This window comes from Rhizobium sp. CG5, from assembly GCF_023701945.1.
Classification (GTDB): domain Bacteria; phylum Pseudomonadota; class Alphaproteobacteria; order Rhizobiales; family Rhizobiaceae; genus Allorhizobium.
Genome location: NZ_JABAEF010000009.1, coordinates 173,806 through 192,144, shown reverse-complemented (window position 1 = coordinate 192,144; position 18,339 = coordinate 173,806). Strand labels below are relative to the sequence as shown.

The following is an 18,339-nucleotide window of genomic DNA, read 5'->3' as shown; positions in this document are numbered from 1 at the left end:
ATGGCCAGAATTGAACGTATCGAGCTCTGCATGGTCGACCTTCGCCCGAAGGTCATGCGCACCGATGCCATCCAGAGCTTCGTCAGCCAGGAAACGCCGCTGGTCACCATCACCGACAGCGACGGCGCCAGGGGTACCGGCTACAGCTATACCATCGGCACCGGTGGCTCGTCGGTCATGCGGCTGCTCGCCGATCATCTCGGCCCCCGCCTGATCGGCCGCGATGCCGACCAGATCGAGGCGATCTGGCACGAGCTGGAATTTGCCACCCATGCCACCACCATCGGCGCCATTACAGCGATTGCGCTGGCAGCCATCGACACGGCCCTCTGGGATCTGCGCGCCCGCAAGCAGAACCTGCCGCTCTGGAAGCTGGCCGGCGGCGCCAAGGACCGCTGCCCGCTCTACACCACCGAGGGCGGCTGGCTGCATCTGCCCGTCGAGGCACTGGTCGAGGATGCAGTGGAGGCCAAGGCCCAAGGGTTCCGCGGCTCCAAGGTCAAGATCGGCCGGGCCCACGGCTCCGAGGATGTCGCCAGGCTTTCGGCGGTGCGCAAGGCCGTTGGCGACGCTTATGAGATCATGACCGATGCCAACCAGGGTCTTGCCCTCGACGAGGCGATCCGCCGCGCCGACCGGCTGCGCGATCTCGACCTTGCCTGGATCGAGGAACCGCTGGCGGCCGACGATATCGACGGCCATGTGCGACTGAACCGCTCGACATCGACCCCGATCGCGGTTGGCGAATCCCTTTATTCGATCCGCCATTTCCGTGAATATATGCAAAAGGGCGCCTGCTCGATCGTCCAGGTCGATGCCGGCCGGATCGGCGGCATCACGCCGTGGCTGAAGGTGGCGCATGCGGCCGAAGCCTTCGACATGCCGATCTGCCCGCATTTCCTGATGGAACTGCATGTCAGCCTGACCTGCGCCGTTCAGAACGGCAAATATGTCGAATATATTCCGCAGCTCGACGACATCACCACATCGAGGCTGCGGATCGAGGACGGCCAGGCGCTCGCGCCGATGACACCGGGCCTCGGCATCGAATGGGACTGGGAGGCGATCGCCGGCCGGCGCATCGCCGAGTTCAACCACGAGATCCGTTGATGGAGGCAGAGATGCAACGCAAGGGAATGGTCATCGGGCTTAACGCCGAAAAGATCGCCGAATACAAGCGCCTGCATGCCGCCGTCTGGCCGGACGTGCTTTCGATGATTTCGGCCTGCAACATCAGGAACTATTCGATCTTCCTGAAGGAGCCGGAAAACCTGCTCTTCTCCTTCTTCGAATATCACGGCCACGATTTCGACGCCGACATGGCCAAGATGGCCGCCGATCCGAAGACCCAGGAATGGTGGTCCGTCTGCATGCCCTGCCAGGCACCGCTCGCCACCCGCCAAGAGGGCGAATGGTGGGCGGAGATGGAGGAGGTGTTTTATCATGCGTGAGGTTGTGCCTGTGGAATACCCCCCTCTGCCCTGCCGGGCATCTCCCCCTCAAGGGGGGAGATCGGCAAGACGCGCCATCCTTGCCACTCGCAGCGTCTGTGAAAGACGAGCTTCCCTGACACGTCCTCATTCTTTGGGTCGCGAGACACTGCTCCATCCAATCTCCCCCCTTGAGGGGGAGATGCCCGGCAGGGCAGAGGGGGGGTATTTCGGCCACAATTCCAACTTGGGGAACTCACCCATGACCTTCGACCCCTCCTCCCTCGCCCAGTCCTGGCCGCTGCCCTCGAGCCCCCGCCCGATCGTCACCTTCGGGGCCGGATCGATCGTCGGCGACGCGCATTTTCCGGCCTATGCCAAGGGCGGCTTTCCGATTGCCGGCCTCTATGATCCCGATCAGGCCAAGGCCAAGGCGCTGGCCGATCAATGGGGCGTGACGGCCTATGCATCGCTTGAGGAAGGGGCCGCCGTCGACAACGCCATCTTTGATCTCGCCACGCCGCCGGCCGCCCATGCCAGGGTTCTCGCCGCCCTTCCCGACGGCGCCGCAGTGCTGATCCAGAAGCCGATGGGCAGCGATCTGGCGGCGGCAACGGAGATCTTACGAATCTGCCGGGACAAGAAGCTGAAGGCCGCCGTCAATTTCCAGCTGCGCTTTGCGCCGATGATGCTGGCGCTGAAAGATGCGATCGCCAAGGGCTTGCTTGGCGAGGTCGTCGATTTCGAGGCCCATCTAGCGCTCGATACGCCCTGGCAGCTGTGGTCCTTCCTCGAACACCTGCCGCGCATCGAGATCGCCATGCACTCGATCCACTATCTCGACGCCATCCGCCAGATCCTCGGCGACCCCGCAGGCGTGCATGCCAAGTCGATCGGCCATCCGAACCACAAGATGGCCCAGACCCGCACCACCGCCATCCTCGATTATGGCGAGAGCGTCCGTTGCGCGCTGTCGATCAACCACGACCACAAATTCGGCCGCCGCCACCAGGCCTGCGAATTCCGCGTCTGCGGAACGGAAGGTGCGGCTTACGTTCAGCTCGGCGTCAATCTCGACTATCCGCGCGGCGAACCGGACATTCTGGAAATCTATCCCAAGGGCGGGTCCGGGTGGATCACCGTTCCGCTGCAGGGCACCTGGTTTCCCGATGCCTTTGTCGGCCGCATGGCCAATCTGCAGCGCTATGCGAGCAGCGAAGACAGTGAACTGGTTTCTTCCGTGGAAGATGCCTGGATGACCATGGCACTGGTCGAGGCGGCCTATACGTCCAGCGCTGCCCCCGCCACACCGCTTGCCATACGCCCTTAAGGAAGACAGATGGAACAGCTGAGATATTTCGAGGACTATGTGCTCGGCGAACAGCGCCAGACCACCGGCCGCACCATCACCGAGACGGACTTCATCGTGCATGCCGGCCATACCGGTGATTTCTTTCCGCACCATATGGATGCCGAATTCGCCAAGACGACGCCGTTCGGCCAGCGCATCGCCCATGGCACCATGGTATTCTCAATCGGCATCGGCCTGACGGCCAGCGTCATCAACCCGGCCGCCTTTTCCTATGGCTACGACCGGCTGCGCTTCATTCGCCCTGTTTTCATCGGCGATACGATCCATACGCGCGTCACCATCCATTCCCGCGAGGACGACCCGAAACGGGCCGGCGTCGGGCGTGTCGTGGAGCGCACGGAGGTAATAAATCAGAAGGGTGAGGTTGTGCTTGCCGCCGATCACATTCACATTGTCGACCGCAGACCTCAGGTGGTCTGACAACATGACAAAATGAAAAGGGAGTTCATATGGCCTCACTTCAACACAAGCGCGTGCTGGTCACAGCCGCCGGACAGGGGATCGGCAGGGCCAGCGCGCTCGCCTTCGCCCGCGCCGGTGCCGTTGTCTGCGCCACCGATATCAACGAGGCGGCACTGGCCACCCTCGCCGACGAGGCAGGCATCGAAACGCGCAAGCTCGACGTCCTCAACAATGACGCCGTTCAGGCCGTCGTGGCCGATTTCGGCCCGGTCGACGTGCTGTTCAATTGCGCCGGTTTCGTGCATGGCGGCTCGGTTCTCGACATGGCCGACAGCGATCTCGATTTCGCCTTCGACCTCAACGTCCGCGCCATGATCCGCACCATCCGCGCCGTTCTGCCGGGCATGATCGCCAAGGGCGAAGGCTCTATCGTCAACATGGCCTCGGTCGCCTCCAGCATCAAGGGCGTGCCGAACCGCTGCGCCTATACGGTGACCAAGGCGGCCGTGGTCGGCCTGACCAAGTCGGTCGCCGCCGATTATGTCGCCCAAGGCATTCGTTGCAATTGCATATGCCCCGGCACGGTCGAAAGCCCATCGCTGCAGGACCGCATGAAGGCCCAGGGCAATTACGACGAGGCCCGCGCTGCCTTCATTGCCCGCCAGCCCATGGGCCGTCTCGGCACGCCGGAAGAAATTGCCGATCTCGCCGTCTATCTGGCCGGCGCCACCTACACATCGGGCCAAGCCTATGCCATCGACGGCGGCTGGACCATCTGACCGAATATATCAAAGGAACTTTGACCATGAAACTGATGCGCGTAGGCCCTGTGGGCCAGGAAAAGCCGGCCCTTCTCGATGCTGACGGCACGATCCGCGATCTCTCCGCCCATGTCGCCGATATCGGTGGTGCCGCCATTTCGCCCGAAGGCCTGAAGGCGCTGGCCGCCATCGATCCGAGCACCCTGCCGGAACTCACCGCCGATCGCATCGGCGCCTGCGTCGCCGGGACTGGAAAATTCATCTGCATCGGCCTGAATTTCTCCGACCACGCCGCCGAAACCGGCGCTACGGTTCCGCCGGAGCCGGTGATCTTCATGAAGGCGACTTCGGCCATCGTTGGCCCCAATGACGATGTTCTGATCCCGCGCGGTTCGGAAAAGACCGACTGGGAAGTCGAACTCGGCGTCGTCATCGGCAAGACGGCGAAATATGTCTCGGAAGCCGATGCGCTGGACTACGTCGCCGGCTATTGCGTCAGCCATGACGTCTCCGAGCGCGCCTTCCAGACCGAGCGGGCCGGCCAGTGGACCAAGGGCAAGTCCTGCGACACCTTCGGCCCGATCGGCCCCTGGCTCGTCACCAAGGACGAGATCGCCGATCCGCAGAACCTCGGCATGTGGCTGAAAGTCAACGGCGAAACCATGCAGAACGGCTCGTCCAGGACCATGGTCTACGGCGTCGCCCATGTCGTCTCCTATCTCAGCCAGTTCATGTCGCTGCATCCGGGCGACGTCATCTCCACCGGCACTCCTCCGGGCGTCGGCATGGGCATGAAGCCGCAGCGCTTCCTGAAGGCCGGCGACGTCGTGGAACTTGGCATCGAAGGCCTTGGCACCCAGAAGCAGACGTTTCGCGCCGACGCCTGATCGAAACGCAATATAGAGAACGCCAAGGCAGACCCATGACCCAGATCACCAGCCTGCGCAGCATCGACCTGCGCTTCCCCACATCCGCGAGTCTCGACGGATCGGATGCCATGAACCCCGATCCCGACTATTCGGCCGCCTATGTCATTCTGGGCACGGATCAGGACGGGCTGGAGGGGCATGGCCTGACCTTTACCATCGGTCGCGGCAATGAAATCTGCTGCGCCGCGATCGATGCCTTGAAGCATCTGGTGATCGGCCTCGACCTCGATTGGGTCAAGGCCGATCCCGGCCGCTTCTGGCACCATATCACCGGCGACAGCCAGCTGCGCTGGATCGGCCCGGACAAGGGCGCCATGCATTTGGCCGTCGGCGCCGTCGTCAATGCCGTCTGGGACCTGATGGCCAAGCAGGCCGGCAAGCCGGTCTGGCAACTGGTCGCCGACATGAGCCCGGAGGAGATCGTCTCGATCGTCGATTTCCGTTACCTGACCGATGCCCTGACGCCGGAGGAGGCGCTGGCTATCCTCAGGAAGGCCGAACCCGGCAAGGCCGAGCGCATCGCCAACCTGAAGCGCGACGGATATGCCTGCTACACCACATCGGCCGGCTGGCTCGGTTATCCCGACGAGAAGCTGCGCCGGCTCTGCCAGGACGCCGTCGATGAAGGCTTTACCCATATCAAGATGAAGGTCGGCCGCGATCTTGAGGACGACAAGCGGCGCCTGCGCATCGCCCGCGAAGTGATCGGCGACACCTGCCACCTGATGATCGATGCCAACCAGGTCTGGGAGGTCGGCCAGGCGATCGACTGGGTCAAGGAATTGAGCGTCTACAAGCCGTTCTTCATCGAGGAGCCGACCAGCCCGGACGACATCGCCGGCCACAAAACGATCCGCGAGGCGATCGCCCCGGTCAAGGTGGCGACCGGCGAGATGTGCCAGAACCGTATCGTCTTCAAGCAGATGATTGCCGGTGGCGCCATCGACATCGTGCAGATCGACAGCTGCCGCATGGGCGGGCTGAACGAGGTGCTGGCCGTGCTGCTGATGGCCGCGAAATACGGCCTGCCGGTCTGGCCCCATGCCGGCGGCGTCGGCCTCTGCGAATATGTGCAGCATCTGTCGATGATCGACTATATCGCCGTGTCCGGCACCAAGGACGGCCGGGTGATCGAATATGTCGACCACCTGCACGAACATTTCCTCGACCCCTGCGTGATCAAGGACGCCGCCTATATGCCGCCCTCCCTGCCCGGCTTCTCGATCGAGATGAAGGCCCAGTCGATAGCGGATTACACCTTCAAGGGCTGAACGCTCTCACCCCGCGAGATCGACCAGTGCCCCCCGCTGCCGGATGACCCTGGCGGAAAGCGCGGCCCCCTTGGCAATGGCCTCGGCCATCGGCGCGCCCGACAGACGCGCCGCCAGGAACCCGGCATTGAAACTGTCGCCGGCCGCCGTCGTATCGACCACATCCGTCACCGGCTGCGGATCGAAGGTCACCGTGCCCTCGTCCGCATTCCTGGCAAAGACCCGCCCCGCACCATTCTTGACCACAACCGTCGACGCGCCCGCCTTGAAATACCGGGCGATCGTGTCCTCGGGCGAGGCATCGCCGAAATTCGGACTGTCCTCGTCGAAGGACGGCAGGACGATATCGGCGACCTCTGCCGCCTGCGTCACGGCGCGGCGCATGGTGTCGGCATCCGGCCAGAGCCGCAGCCGCATGTTAGGGTCGAAGGCGATCGACGCACCATCGGCCCGCGCACTTGCCAGCACCTCCAGCAGGATGGCGCGGTGGTCGTCGGAGAGGATCGCCAGCGTGATGCCGGAAAACAGCAGCAGCGATTTGCCGGCCACCGCGCTCGCCAGCCAGTCACGGTCTTCGGCCAGCAGCTTGGCGGCGGATCTGTCGCGCCAGTAGATGAAGCTGCGCTCGCCCTTGTCGAGTTCGATCATGTAGAGGCCGACGGTACGATCCGCGATGCGCCGGATCCTGTCCGTGCCGATCCCGGCGGCTTGCATGAAGGCCAGCATGCGGTCCGAAATGCGATCGGTGCCGAGCGCCGAGCAGTAGTGGACCCGAGTTTCCACCGGCAGGACGTGGCGCAGGTACCAGGCGGTGTTGAACGTGTCGCCGGCGAAATTGCGGTTGAAGGCGCCATCCTCGCGCGGCGCCAGTTCGACCATGCATTCGCCGATGGTCATGATGTCTGTCTGCATATCGGTCATTTCTCGTCCATTGCAAAATGCTGTCCGTGGCTCTCGCGGATCCGGCTGATGATCGTCTTGATGCGCGACAGGTGGATGCGCATGCTGGCCGCCGCCTGATCGCCATCCCGGCTGCGCAGCGCTGCCATGATCGCCTTGTGATCGTCAAGCGCACTCTGGGCGCCGAACGACAGGCTGAGATACCGCACCCGGTCCATATGCGCCTTGCTCTCGCGGATCAGCGCCCAGGCGAAATCATGGCCGGACATGTCGCAGATATGCTTGTGAAAATCATCGTCCAGCGCATGGAACAGCACCCTGTCACCACTGTCGATCGCCGCCTGCTGCCGTTCGATCAAGGCGTCCAGCCGGTCCATCTGCTCCGTCGTCAGCCGATCTGCTGCCGCCCGTACCGTTTCCATTTCCAGCGCCGTGCGGATGAACCGGGCCTGATGCACGCCCTCCTCCGAAATATGGGTGACGACGGTGGCGCGCTGCGGCCGGATCAGCAGGAAGCCGAGCTGCGACAGCCGGTAGAACGCGTCGCGCACCGGCTGGCGCGAAACACCCATCTGCTTGGCCACTTCCACCTCCGACAGCTTGGTGCCGGGCGGCAGCTCCAGTTCGACGACCTGATGATAGAGGTGCTCGAAAACAAGCTCGGTTACGGAAGGTCCGCGCAGGGATTCGACCGTGCGCAGCTGAAGTTGATCAGCCATGAAACCTCCATTGACTCACTTTGCATACTAACATATTAGTTTGTCCGCGAAATGCAATCTGCCTTTCGCAACCATAGTGAGTGAGTAGCTGGGAGGCTATGGCATTGCTGAATGAGGATCGGCTTTTTCCTATCGAATCGACGGCGCGCGGGCTGGCGAGAGAGCTTTACCGGCAGGTGCGCCATCTCCCGATTGTAAGCCCGCATGGACACACCGATCCCAGATGGTATGCCGAGAACGAAGCCTTTCCCGATCCGGCCCAGCTGTTCGTGACGCCCGACCATTACGTCTTCCGCATGCTGTGCTCGCAGGGCATTCCGCTGACGGCGCTCGGCGTGCCGCGCATCGATGGCGGGCCGACCGAAACCGACGGCCGCAAGATCTGGAAACTGTTTGCCGAGAACTTCCATCTGTTTCGCGGCACCCCGAGCCGCATCTGGGTCGAGCAGGCCTTCGCCGATGTCTTCGGCCTGACGGAGCGCTTCTCCGGGAAAACCGCCGACGCCTTTTACGACCATATCGCCGAATGCCTGGCAAAACCCGAATTCCGGCCGCGCGCTTTGTTCGAGCGCTTCAACATCGAGGCGATCGCCACCACCGAAAGTCCGCTCGACGAGTTGAAATGGCATGAGATGATCCGCCAGTCCGGCTGGAAGGGCAAGGTGGTCACCGCCTATCGCCCCGACAGCGTCGTCGATCCGGAATTCGAAGGGTTTGCGCAGAATATCGAGCGCTTCGGCGAGCTGGCCGGAACCAATGCCACCACCTGGGACGGCTATCTCGAGGCCCACCGCAACCGCCGCGCCTTCTTCAAATCCTATGGCGCCACCAGCTCCGACCACGGCCATCCGACGGCCCGCACGGAGAATTTCAGCCAGGCAGATGCCGCCGCGCTTTTTGAAAAAGCATTGGCCGGCCGCTGCACGGCAGACGAAGCCGACGCCTTCCGCGGCCATATGCTGACCGAGATGGCCCGCATGAGCCTGGACGACGGGCTGGTACTGCAGATCCATCCGGGCTCGTTCCGCAACCATTCGGCCGGCACCATGGCCATGCACGGCCGCGACAAGGGTTTCGACATCCCGACCCGCACCGATTACGTGCGCGCCCTGAAGCCGATGCTCGACGCCGTCGGCATGGAGCCGGATCTGACGATCATCCTCTTCACGCTGGACGAGACCAGCTATTCGCGCGAACTGGCGCCGCTGGCCGGCGCCTATCCGGCCCTCAAGCTCGGGCCCGCCTGGTGGTTCTTCGACAGCGCCGAGGGCATGCGCCGCTTTCGCGAACTGACCACGGAAACTGCCGGCTTCTACAACACCGTCGGCTTCAACGACGACACCCGCGCCTTCTGCTCGATCCCGGCCCGTCACGATGTGGCCCGCCGGGTGGACTGCGCTTACTTGGCGACGCTTGTCGCCACCGGCCGCCTCGATGAGGACGAAGCAGCCGACGTTGCCTACGATCTTGCCTATCGCCTGGCAAAACAAGCTTACCGGCTGTGAGGACAGCCTAGTTTCCAACGGGAGGAGAACGGAAATGAAACTGCTGCAGACAATGGGAATAGCCTTCATGGCCTCGGTCGCGATCATCGCCACCGCGGCAAGCCTGAATGCCGCGGAGCGCACCCTGCGCTCGTCGGATACCCATCCGGACGGTTATCCGACGGTCGAAGCCGTCAAGCAGATGGGCAAGCTGCTGGAAGAAAAGACCGGCGGCAAGCTCGGCGTCGAAGTGTTCCATTCGGCCCAGCTCGGCCAGGAAAAGGACACGATCGAACAGACCCAGTTCGGCGTCATCGACCTGAACCGCGTCTCGCTTGGGCCGTTCAACAACATCATCGAGGAAACCCAGATCCCCTCGCTGCCCTATATCTTCCGCTCGGTCGATCACATGCACAAGGTGATGGACGGCCCGGTCGGCCAGGAAATCCTCGATGCCTTCGCCGCCCATGACCTGATCGGCCTTGCCTTTTACGACGGCGGTTCGCGCAGCTTCTACAACTCGGAAAAGCCGGTCAAATCCATGGCCGACCTGAAGGGCATGAAGTTCCGCGTCATGCAGTCCGACATGTTCGTCGACATGGTCAATGCGCTCGGCGCCAATGCCACGCCGATGCCTTACGGCGAAGTCTATTCGTCGATCCAGACCGGCGTCATCGACGGCGCGGAAAACAACTGGCCGTCCTACGACAGCTCAGGCCATTACGAAGTGGCCAAATATTACACGCTCGACCAGCACCTGATCGTGCCGGAAGTGCTTGTGATGTCGAAGAAGACCTGGGACGGCCTTACGCCGGAAGAACAGACGGCCGTGAAGGCTGCCGCCAAGGAATCCGTGCCTTACATGCGCGAACTCTGGGCCGCCCAGGAAAAGAAGTCGGAAGAAAAGATCCGCGCCGCCGGTGCCGAGATCATCACCGACATCGACAAGAAGCCCTTCATGGATGCCATGAAGCCGGTCTACGAAAAGTATCTGAAGTCGGACAAGCTCAAGGACATGGTGACCCGCATTCAGGCAACTGAATAATGAGATCGGTGGCCCGCGGCATGTCGCTGCGGGCCATCTTGAATTGGGGAGGAGTGGGACGTGCAGGCTTTCTTGGACAAGACAGTGGTGGTGCTGGGCTGGGTCTCCCGCCTCGCCCTTTACCTGGCGGGTATTGGCCTTGTGCTGATGACGGTCTTCATCGGCTGGCAGGTGTTTGCGCGGTTCATTCTCAACGACAGCCCCTCCTGGACGGAACCCATGGCGATCTTGCTGATGAGCTGGTTCATCTTCCTCGGCGCCGCCGTCGGCGTGCGGGAAGGGTATCACATGAGCTTCGAGGTGCTGCTTTACGTGCTCCCGGATGGTGGACGCCGCGTCCTCTTTTATATTTCCGACCTTGCCGTCCTGAGTTTCGGTGCCGGCATGGCCTTCTACGGCGGACAGATGGCCGCCAAGACCTGGCAGTCGACCATTCCCGGGCTTGGCTATTCGGGTGGCGTCGCTTTTCTGGCGCTGATCGCGGGCGGACTGCTGATCACCCTTTTCACTCTCGAACGCATAGCCTTGCGCGCGTCCGGCGCCCAGCTTCCGAACGAGGCCAATCCAGCCCTGCCGACGGAAGTCTGACCCATGGCGCTCACGATCCTCTTTGGAAGTTTCACGATCCTGCTGCTGATCGGCACGCCGGTCGCCTTCTGCCTCGGCATCGCATCGATGGCCACCATCATGTATATGGGGCTGCCGCCCATGGTGGTGTTCCAGCAGATGAATTCCGGCATGGCCGCCTTCGCACTGATCGCCATCCCCTTCTTCATTTTCGCCGGCGACCTGATGGTGCGCGGCGGCATCGCCACCAAGATCATTTCGCTCGCCGGCTCGCTGGTCGGCCATGTCCGCGGCGGCCTCGGACAGGTCAACATTGCCACCGCCACCCTGTTTGGCGGCATTTCCGGCTCGGCCGTGGCTGAAGCCGCTGCCGTCGGCGGCATCATGATCCCGCAGATGAAGGCCCGCGGCTATGGCGCCGACTATGCGGTGAACGTGACCTCCATGGCGGCCCTGATCGCCCTGCTGATCCCGCCGTCCCACAACATGATCCTCTATTCGCTGTCGGCCGGCGGCACGATCTCGATCGCCGATCTGTTCACCGCAGGCATTATTCCCGGCATGCTGCTGGCAGGGTCCCTGATGGTCACGGCCTATATCGTTGCCCGCCATCGCGGTTATCCGACAGAGCCGTTTCCAGGCTTTGCCATGGTGCTGCGCCTCGGCTTCATCGCCATTCCCGGCCTGCTGCTGATTGCCGTGATCTTCGGCGGCGTGCGCTCCGGTATCTTCACGGCGACGGAAAGCTCCTGCATCGCCGTTCTCTATGCCCTGCTGATCGCGGCACTGGTGTATCGCCAGCTCGACTGGCACGGTTTCGTCGAGGCGACGCTCGGGGCCGTTCGGACCACCGCGATGGTGCTTCTGATCATCGGAACGGCAAGCGCCTTCTCCTGGTTGATGGCCTATCACAAGGTGCCAACCATGCTGATCGACTGGATGAACACCATCTCCGACAACCCGATCATCATTTTGCTGATGCTCAACGTGATCATGCTGGTGCTGGGCACCTTCATGGACATGGGCCCGACGATCATCATCGTCACGCCGATCTTCCTGCCGATCGTCAAGGCCTATGGCATCGACCCCGTGCATTTCGGCGTGATCATGATCCTCAATCTCGGCATCGGCCTCAACACGCCCCCCGTCGGGGCTGTGCAGTTCGTCTGTTGCGCGGTGGGCAAGATCAGCGTCGGTCAGGCGATGAAATCGATCTGGCCGTTCTACGGCGCCGGCGTCGCCACGCTGCTGCTTGTCACCTACATCCCGGCACTGTCGCTCTGGCTGCCGTCCGTTTTCAGATAGGAGCTTTCATGACCGAACCCTTCGTCAAAACCTTTCCCGCTGTCGATGCCGGCAACAACGTCACCCGCCAGGTCATGGCCGACAGCCCTGAACTGATGGTGGTCGAATTCCGCTTTGCCGAGGGCGGCATCGGCGCGCCGCACAACCATCCCCATGTCCAGTCGACCTATGTGAAATCCGGACGTTTCGAATTCACCATTGCCGACACCACCTTCGAAGTCGGCCCCGGCGACAGCTTTGTCGTGCCCTCCATGGCGGTCCACGGCTGCCGTGCCATCGAACCCGGCGTGCTGGTGGATACCTTCACCCCGCGCCGCGACGATTTTCTTTGACTTTTACAGGAGTTCCCCATGCTCAGCGTTGAGATCCGCCACGCCATCGACCCGCAGACCGCAAAGACCTTCGACACCACGGAGCTGCGGGACAATTTCCATGTCGGCGATATCTTCCGCTCCGGCGAGATCACCTTGATCTATACCCATTACGACCGCATGATCGTCGGCGGCGCCGTGCCGGATGGCGCGTCGCTGGTGCTCGATGAAGTCAAGCCCTGCGGCACTGCCTCGATCCTCGGCCGCCGCGAAATGGTCATCGTCAATATCGGCGGTCCCGGCACCGTCAAGGCCGATGGTGACTATGCCATGGCCAAGGGCGACATGCTCTATCTCGGCATGGGTGCCGGTCCGGTGACCTTTTCCGGCGAAGGCCGCTTCTACATTCTCTCGGCGCCCGCCCACCACACCTATCCGTCACGGCTGATCAAGATCGGCGAGGCCGCCAATGTGACGCTCGGCTCGGCCGAGACTTCCAACGAGCGGACGATCTACCAATTCGTGCATCCCGACGTCATGAAATCCTGCCAGATCGTCGTCGGCATGACCAAGCTGAAGAGCGGTTCGATCTGGAACACCATGCCGGCCCATGTGCATGATCGCCGCATGGAGGCCTATCTCTATTTCGACCTGCCGGAGACGGCCCGCGTCTTCCACATGATGGGCGAGCCGGACGAGACCCGCCATATGGTGCTGAAAAACGAGGAAGGCGCCATCTCGCCGCCCTGGTCGATCCACAGCGGCGCCGGCACCAGCGCCTATACCTTCATCTGGGCGATGGCCGGCGACAATGTCGACTACAAGGATGTCGAAATGGTCTCCATGGAGACGCTGAAGTGAGTGATATCTTCTCGCTGTCCGGCCGGCGTGCCCTCGTCACCGGATCCAATACCGGCATCGGCCAGGCGATCGCCCTGTCGCTGGCGCAAGCCGGCGCCTCGGTGATCTGCGCCGGCCGGTCCTCTGTCGAGGAGACCATCGAACTTGTCTCACAAGCCGGCGGCAAGGCCGAAGGTTTGAAACTCGACCTCGCCGATCCCATGGCCGGCCGCGATGTCTTTGAAGGCCTCGGCCCGGTTGATATCCTCGTCAACAATGCCGGCATCATCCGCCGCAATGACGCGGTGGATTTTACCGAAGCCGATTGGGACGACGTCATGAACGTCAACCTGAAGGCCGTGTTCTTCCTGAGCCAGGCCTTTGCCCGGTCCGTCTTTGCCCGCAAAGGGAGCGGCAAGATCGTCAACATCGCCTCGATGCTGTCCTTCCAGGGCGGCATCCGCGTGCCCTCCTACACCGCCTCGAAAAGCGGCGTTGCCGGCCTCACCAAACTGCTCGCCAACGAGTGGGCCGCCAAGGGCATCAACGTCAACGCCATCGCACCGGGCTATATCGCCACCAACAATACAGAGGCGCTGCGCAGTGACGAGACCCGCAACAGGGCGATCCTTGATCGGATCCCGGCCGGACGTTGGGGCGATGCCGAGGATATCGGCGGCACTGCCGTCTTCCTCGCCTCGCCCGCCGCCAAATATATCCATGGCGCAATCCTCAATGTCGACGGAGGCTGGCTTGCCCGATAATTTTTCGCGCCTGACACGGCCACCCGGCAACCGCGCTGCGACCGGCATCGTGCATCTCGGCCTCGGCGCCTTCTATCGCGCCCATGGCGCCATCTACATCACTGAAGCCATGGAAAAATCCGGCGGCGACTGGGGCATCATCGGCGTCAGCCTGGTGCGTCCCGACCAGCGCGACCTGCTGGCCCCGCAAGGTTTTGCCTATACCGCCGTCGAACTCGGCCCCGACGGCGAAACGCCGCGGGTCATTACCGTCATCAACGACGTGCTGGTCGCCCGGGAAAATCCAGATGCGGTTCTGACCGCCATGAGCGCTCCCACGACCCGCATCGTCAGCCTGACGGTCACCGAAAAGGGCTATTGCCACGAGCCGGCCACCGGTCGCTTGAATGCCGGCCACGCCGATATCGTTCATGATCTCGAGCACCCCGACGCGCCGCGCTCGGCCATCGGCTTCCTGACGCGCGCGCTGCAGCGCCGCCGCGACGCCGGCTTGCGCCCCTTCACGGTGCTCTGCTGCGACAACCTGCCCGAAAACGGCAAAGTGGTGCGCGGCGTCGTTCTCGATTTCGCCCGTCTGGTCGACCCTGATCTCGCCGACTGGATCGCCGCGGAAGGCGCCTTCCCCTCCACCATGGTCGACCGCATCGTTCCCGCCACCAAGCCGGAGGATGTCGAGCGCCTGGCGCAGAAGACCGGCACGCTCGACCTGTCGCCGGTCATGCACGAACCTTTCCGACAGTGGGTGGTCGAGGACCGCTTCGTCGACGGCGCCCGGCCCGACTTGGGCGCCGTAGGCGTTCAGCTCGTCGAAAATGTCACGCCCTTCGAGCATATGAAGCTGCGCTGCCTGAACGGCACCCATTCGTCGCTTGCCTATCTCGGCTATCTCGCCGGCCATGAGACGATCAGCGACACCGTGGCCGATCCGGTGTTCGCCGCCTTCTGCAAGCAGGTGTGGGCGCGGGAAATCGTGCCCGGCCTTGCGCCGCCCGAAGGCGTCGATCTCAGCGCCTATACGGCGGCCCTGTTCGTGCGCTATTCGAACCCCGCCATCCGGCACCGGACCTGGCAGATCGCCATGGACGGGTCGCAGAAACTGCCGCAGCGCATTCTGTCGACGATCGGCGAAAATTTGGGCGCCGGCAGGCCGATTGCCAGCCTGTCTCTCGCCGTCGCCGCCTGGATGCGCTATGTTGGCGCCGTCGATGAAAAAGGAGAGAGCATCGATGTGCGGGATCCGCTGGCAGCGCGGCTCAAGTCCTTGAGCGAAACGGCCACGACGCCTGCAGACAAGGTGGCAGCACTGCTTTCGGTCGGCGACATCTTCCCGCCGGCTTTGGCAACGAACGAGACGTTCCGGCAAACGCTGGTCAGCGCCTATCAGGGCCTGATCGAGAGAGGTGCCAGGCGCATGGCGGAGGAGGCCTGCCGATGATCGAGAGCTGGCGATGGTACGGTCCCTATGACCGCATCACCCTGCCGGACATCGCCCAGACGGGAGCCTCGGGCATCGTCACCGCCCTGCATGAAATCCCCTATGGCGAAGTCTGGCCGGAAGAGCTGATTGCCGACCGCCAGGCCGAAATTGCCGAGAACCGCGGGCTCGGGCTGCATTGGAACGTCGTCGAAAGCCTGCCGGTCCATGAGGATATTAAGCGCGGCGAAGGCGATCTGGAACGGCTGTTTGCCAATTACCGCCAGTCCATGCGCAATCTGGCCGCCTGCGGCATTACCACCATCTGCTACAATTTCATGCCGCTGCTCGACTGGACGCGCACCCAGCTCGACGCCCCGGCCCCGCGCGGCGGCACGGCGCTGCGCTTTTCAGAGCCGCATATGGCCGCCTTCGAGATCCACATGCTGGAGCGCGACGGTGCCGAGGCCGACTATGACGAACCGGTGCGCCGGGCGGCCAAAGACTGGTTCGATGCCTCCAGCGAAGGACTGCGGCAAAACCTGCTGAACAGTATCATGGCCGGCCTGCCGGGCGCTTTCGACCGTTACGACATCCACAGCCTGCGCGAAGCCCTGAAGCGCTACGAGGGCATCGACCGCGATACGTTGCAGGCCAACTATGCCCGCTTCCTGTCCGAAGTGATCCCCGCCGCCGACGAGCTGGGCATGCGCTTCTGCGTGCATCCGGACGACCCGCCTCGCGACATTCTCGGCCTGCCCCGCATCGTCTCCAATGTCGAGGATATCGCTTGGATCATGAAGCAGCAGCAAAGCCTTGCCAACGGGCTGACGCTCTGCTCGGGGTCGCTCGGCGCCAATCCGGCCAATGACGTGCCGGCGATTGCCCGGCTCGTTTCCGAGCGCATCCATTTCGCCCATCTGCGCAACGTCTCGAAAGACCCTGACGGCTCCTTCCAGGAAGCGGCGCATCTGGATGGCGATACCGACATGGTGTCGCTGGTCGCCGCCCTGCTGGCCGAGGAAAAGCGCCGCGTGCAGGCCGGGCGCGAAGATGCGGTGATCCCGTTCCGGCCCGATCATGGCCATGAACTGCTCGACGACATCGGCCGGGGCACCCATCCCGGCTATCCGCTGATCGGCCGCCTGCGCGGCCTTGCTGAACTGCGCGGCGTGATCCGCGCCCTATCCCATGAAAGCATGCCCCATGCCTGAGACCATTGCCCACCTTCTGCTGCACCCCCAGGACAATGTCGCAATCCTCACAGACCCGGCCCCGGCGGGCAGCTGTCCGCTCGGCCATGGCGGGCCGCTTTCCCAGCCGGTATCGCGCGGCCACAAGATTGCCAGGGTCGACATCCCGGAAGGCGGCGACATCACCAAGTTCGGCCAGGTCATCGGCTATGCCAGCCAACCGATTGCCGCCGGCGACCATGTGCATTCCCACAACTGTGCCTTTGGCGATCACGACCGCGACTACCAGATCGGCGTCGATTACGACAAGGCACTGGCGGCCATCCCGAAGGTCGAGCCGGCCCATTTCATGGGCTATCGCCGGCCGAACGGCCAGGCCGGAACGCGCAACTACATCGCCATCTGCGCCACGGTGAACTGTTCCGCGACCGTGATCCGCCGCGCCGCCGACGAGATCAACCGGTCCGGCATTCTCGACCAATATCCCCAAATCGATGGCGTGGCTGCCTTTGCCCACGGCACCGGCTGCGGCATGGACATGGGTGGTGCGGGCATCGAGGTCCTGCAGCGGGTGCTATGGGGTTATGCCACTCACCCGAATGTCGGCGCCGCCGTCTTCGTTGGGCTCGGCTGCGAGGTCATGCAGATCGCCCGGATGAAATCGCTCTATGGCGGCGAGGACAATAGCCGCTTCTTCGCACTCACCATTCAGGACAGCGGCGGTACGCTCGCCACCATCGCCCGCATCGTCGATCATATCCGCGCGCTGCTGCCGGAAGTCAACGATATCAAGCGCGAGCCGATCCATGCCTCGGAGCTGAAGCTCGCCCTGCAATGCGGCGGATCGGACGGATTTTCCGGCATCACCGCCAATCCGGCGCTCGGCATCGCCTCCGACCGGCTGGTGGCCATGGGCGGCACGGTCGTGCTGTCGGAAACCCCTGAGATTTACGGCGCCGAACAGCTGCTGCTGCGCCGCGCCGCCTCGCGCGCCATCGGCGAGAAGCTGATCGAGCGGATCGACTGGTGGGAAAACTATACCCGCATGAACAATGGCTCGATGGACAACAACCCGAGCCCCGGCAACAAGCTGGGCGGACTGACCACCATTCTGGAAAAGTCCCTCGGCGCCGCCGCCAAGGCCGGCAGCACGCCGCTGACCGGTGTGTTGAACTATGGCGAACGCATCGAGACGCCAGGCTTCGTCTTCATGGACACCCCCGGTTACGACCCGGTCTCGGCCACCGGCCAGATTGCCGGCGGTGCCCAGCTCGTGGTCTTCACCACCGGCCGCGGCTCGGCCTTCGGCTCAAAACCGGCGCCGACCATCAAGGTCGCCACCAACAGCCGCCTCTATGACGACATGCGCGAGGACATGGACCTCAACTGCGGCGATATCGTCAGCGCCGGCGTGTCGATCGAAGCCAAGGGCCGCGAAATCCTCGCCCATGTCCTGGCCACCGCCTCCGGGAACAAGACCAAGTCCGAACTCTGCGGCCTCGGCGACAACGAGTTCGTGCCGTGGCAGCTGGGGGCGGTGATGTAACGAACAATCGGCGATCGGTCACAGCTGCATCGCGACACTCTTTCGATAGCGCCCACGAAAAAGCCGGGCGTCTCCGCCCGGCTTCA

Annotated in this window: 19 protein-coding genes; 17 read left to right on the top strand and 2 right to left on the bottom strand. The window is 63.2% G+C overall.

The features are described from left to right. From HGO38_RS16605 to HGO38_RS16575, 7 genes are all read left to right on the top strand, one after another. Positions 1-1,110: a mandelate racemase/muconate lactonizing enzyme family protein gene (locus HGO38_RS16605; RefSeq protein ID WP_250957013.1), complete on the top strand. Its 1,110-nt coding sequence runs from the start codon at positions 1-3 to the stop codon at positions 1,108-1,110. Positions 1,111-1,121: 11 nt separating this feature from the next. Continuing rightward, on the top strand, positions 1,122-1,451 hold the full coding sequence (locus HGO38_RS16600) for an L-rhamnose mutarotase (protein WP_250957012.1): 330 nt from the start codon (positions 1,122-1,124) through the stop codon (positions 1,449-1,451). A gap of 241 nt (positions 1,452-1,692) precedes the next feature. Further along, positions 1,693-2,760 carry a Gfo/Idh/MocA family protein gene (locus HGO38_RS16595; RefSeq protein WP_250957011.1) on the top strand — a complete coding sequence of 356 codons (1,068 nt, stop codon included), beginning with the start codon at positions 1,693-1,695 and terminating at the stop codon, positions 2,758-2,760. A gap of 9 nt (positions 2,761-2,769) precedes the next feature. After that, positions 2,770-3,222 (top strand): MaoC/PaaZ C-terminal domain-containing protein, encoded by a 453-nt coding sequence (locus tag HGO38_RS16590; protein ID WP_250957010.1) that lies wholly within the window; start codon positions 2,770-2,772, stop codon positions 3,220-3,222. 29 nt (positions 3,223-3,251) lie between these two features. Continuing rightward, entirely contained in the window at positions 3,252-3,983 is a 732-nt protein-coding gene (locus HGO38_RS16585) for an SDR family oxidoreductase (protein ID WP_250957009.1), read from the top strand. Between the two features lie 26 nt (positions 3,984-4,009). Further along, entirely contained in the window at positions 4,010-4,852 is an 843-nt protein-coding gene (locus tag HGO38_RS16580; RefSeq protein ID WP_250957008.1) for a fumarylacetoacetate hydrolase family protein, read from the top strand. 35 nt (positions 4,853-4,887) lie between these two features. Next, complete coding sequence (locus tag HGO38_RS16575; RefSeq protein WP_250957007.1) at positions 4,888-6,165, top strand: L-fuconate dehydratase; 1,278 nt, start codon at positions 4,888-4,890, stop codon at positions 6,163-6,165. A 6-nt stretch (positions 6,166-6,171) separates the two neighbouring features. Here HGO38_RS16575 and HGO38_RS16570 read toward each other — a convergent pair whose 3' ends face one another. Beyond that, a complete protein-coding gene (locus tag HGO38_RS16570) occupies positions 6,172-7,086 on the bottom strand; it encodes a sugar kinase (RefSeq protein ID WP_250957006.1) in 915 nt (304 codons plus the stop codon). Next, positions 7,083-7,784, bottom strand: coding sequence for a GntR family transcriptional regulator (locus HGO38_RS16565; RefSeq protein ID WP_250957005.1), 702 nt, complete (start codon positions 7,782-7,784; stop codon positions 7,083-7,085). The genes HGO38_RS16570 and HGO38_RS16565 overlap by 4 nt, the downstream gene beginning before the upstream one ends. A gap of 98 nt (positions 7,785-7,882) precedes the next feature. Here HGO38_RS16565 and uxaC point away from each other — a divergent pair, with 98 nt between their 5' ends. The 10 genes from uxaC to HGO38_RS16515 are packed head-to-tail and all read left to right on the top strand — an operon-like array spanning position 7,883 to position 18,253. Then, positions 7,883-9,289: a glucuronate isomerase gene (gene uxaC, locus HGO38_RS16560; RefSeq protein ID WP_250957004.1), complete on the top strand. Its 1,407-nt coding sequence runs from the start codon at positions 7,883-7,885 to the stop codon at positions 9,287-9,289. A 34-nt stretch (positions 9,290-9,323) separates the two neighbouring features. Continuing rightward, positions 9,324-10,313, top strand: coding sequence for a TRAP transporter substrate-binding protein (locus HGO38_RS16555; protein WP_250957003.1), 990 nt, complete (start codon positions 9,324-9,326; stop codon positions 10,311-10,313). 60 nt (positions 10,314-10,373) lie between these two features. Then, positions 10,374-10,901 (top strand): TRAP transporter small permease, encoded by a 528-nt coding sequence (locus HGO38_RS16550; RefSeq protein WP_250957002.1) that lies wholly within the window; start codon positions 10,374-10,376, stop codon positions 10,899-10,901. A gap of 3 nt (positions 10,902-10,904) precedes the next feature. Beyond that, on the top strand, positions 10,905-12,185 hold the full coding sequence (locus HGO38_RS16545) for a TRAP transporter large permease (RefSeq protein ID WP_250957001.1): 1,281 nt from the start codon (positions 10,905-10,907) through the stop codon (positions 12,183-12,185). 8 nt (positions 12,186-12,193) lie between these two features. After that, positions 12,194-12,517, top strand: coding sequence for a cupin domain-containing protein (locus HGO38_RS16540; RefSeq protein WP_250957000.1), 324 nt, complete (start codon positions 12,194-12,196; stop codon positions 12,515-12,517). Positions 12,518-12,535: 18 nt separating this feature from the next. Then, positions 12,536-13,357: a 5-dehydro-4-deoxy-D-glucuronate isomerase gene (gene kduI, locus HGO38_RS16535; RefSeq protein WP_250956999.1), complete on the top strand. Its 822-nt coding sequence runs from the start codon at positions 12,536-12,538 to the stop codon at positions 13,355-13,357. Beyond that, a complete protein-coding gene (gene kduD, locus HGO38_RS16530) occupies positions 13,354-14,100 on the top strand; it encodes a 2-dehydro-3-deoxy-D-gluconate 5-dehydrogenase KduD (RefSeq protein WP_250956998.1) in 747 nt (248 codons plus the stop codon). Before kduI ends, kduD begins: the two co-directional genes overlap by 4 nt. Then, positions 14,072-15,535, top strand: coding sequence for a mannitol dehydrogenase family protein (locus HGO38_RS16525; protein ID WP_250956997.1), 1,464 nt, complete (start codon positions 14,072-14,074; stop codon positions 15,533-15,535). The genes kduD and HGO38_RS16525 overlap by 29 nt, the downstream gene beginning before the upstream one ends. Further along, the gene (uxuA, locus tag HGO38_RS16520; protein ID WP_250956996.1) at positions 15,532-16,728 is read left to right on the top strand and encodes a mannonate dehydratase; all 1,197 of its coding nucleotides are present in this window, start codon (positions 15,532-15,534) and stop codon (positions 16,726-16,728) included. Before HGO38_RS16525 ends, uxuA begins: the two co-directional genes overlap by 4 nt. Next, a complete protein-coding gene (locus tag HGO38_RS16515) occupies positions 16,721-18,253 on the top strand; it encodes a UxaA family hydrolase (protein WP_250956995.1) in 1,533 nt (510 codons plus the stop codon). Before uxuA ends, HGO38_RS16515 begins: the two co-directional genes overlap by 8 nt. The last annotated feature ends 86 nt before the right edge of the window (positions 18,254-18,339 follow it).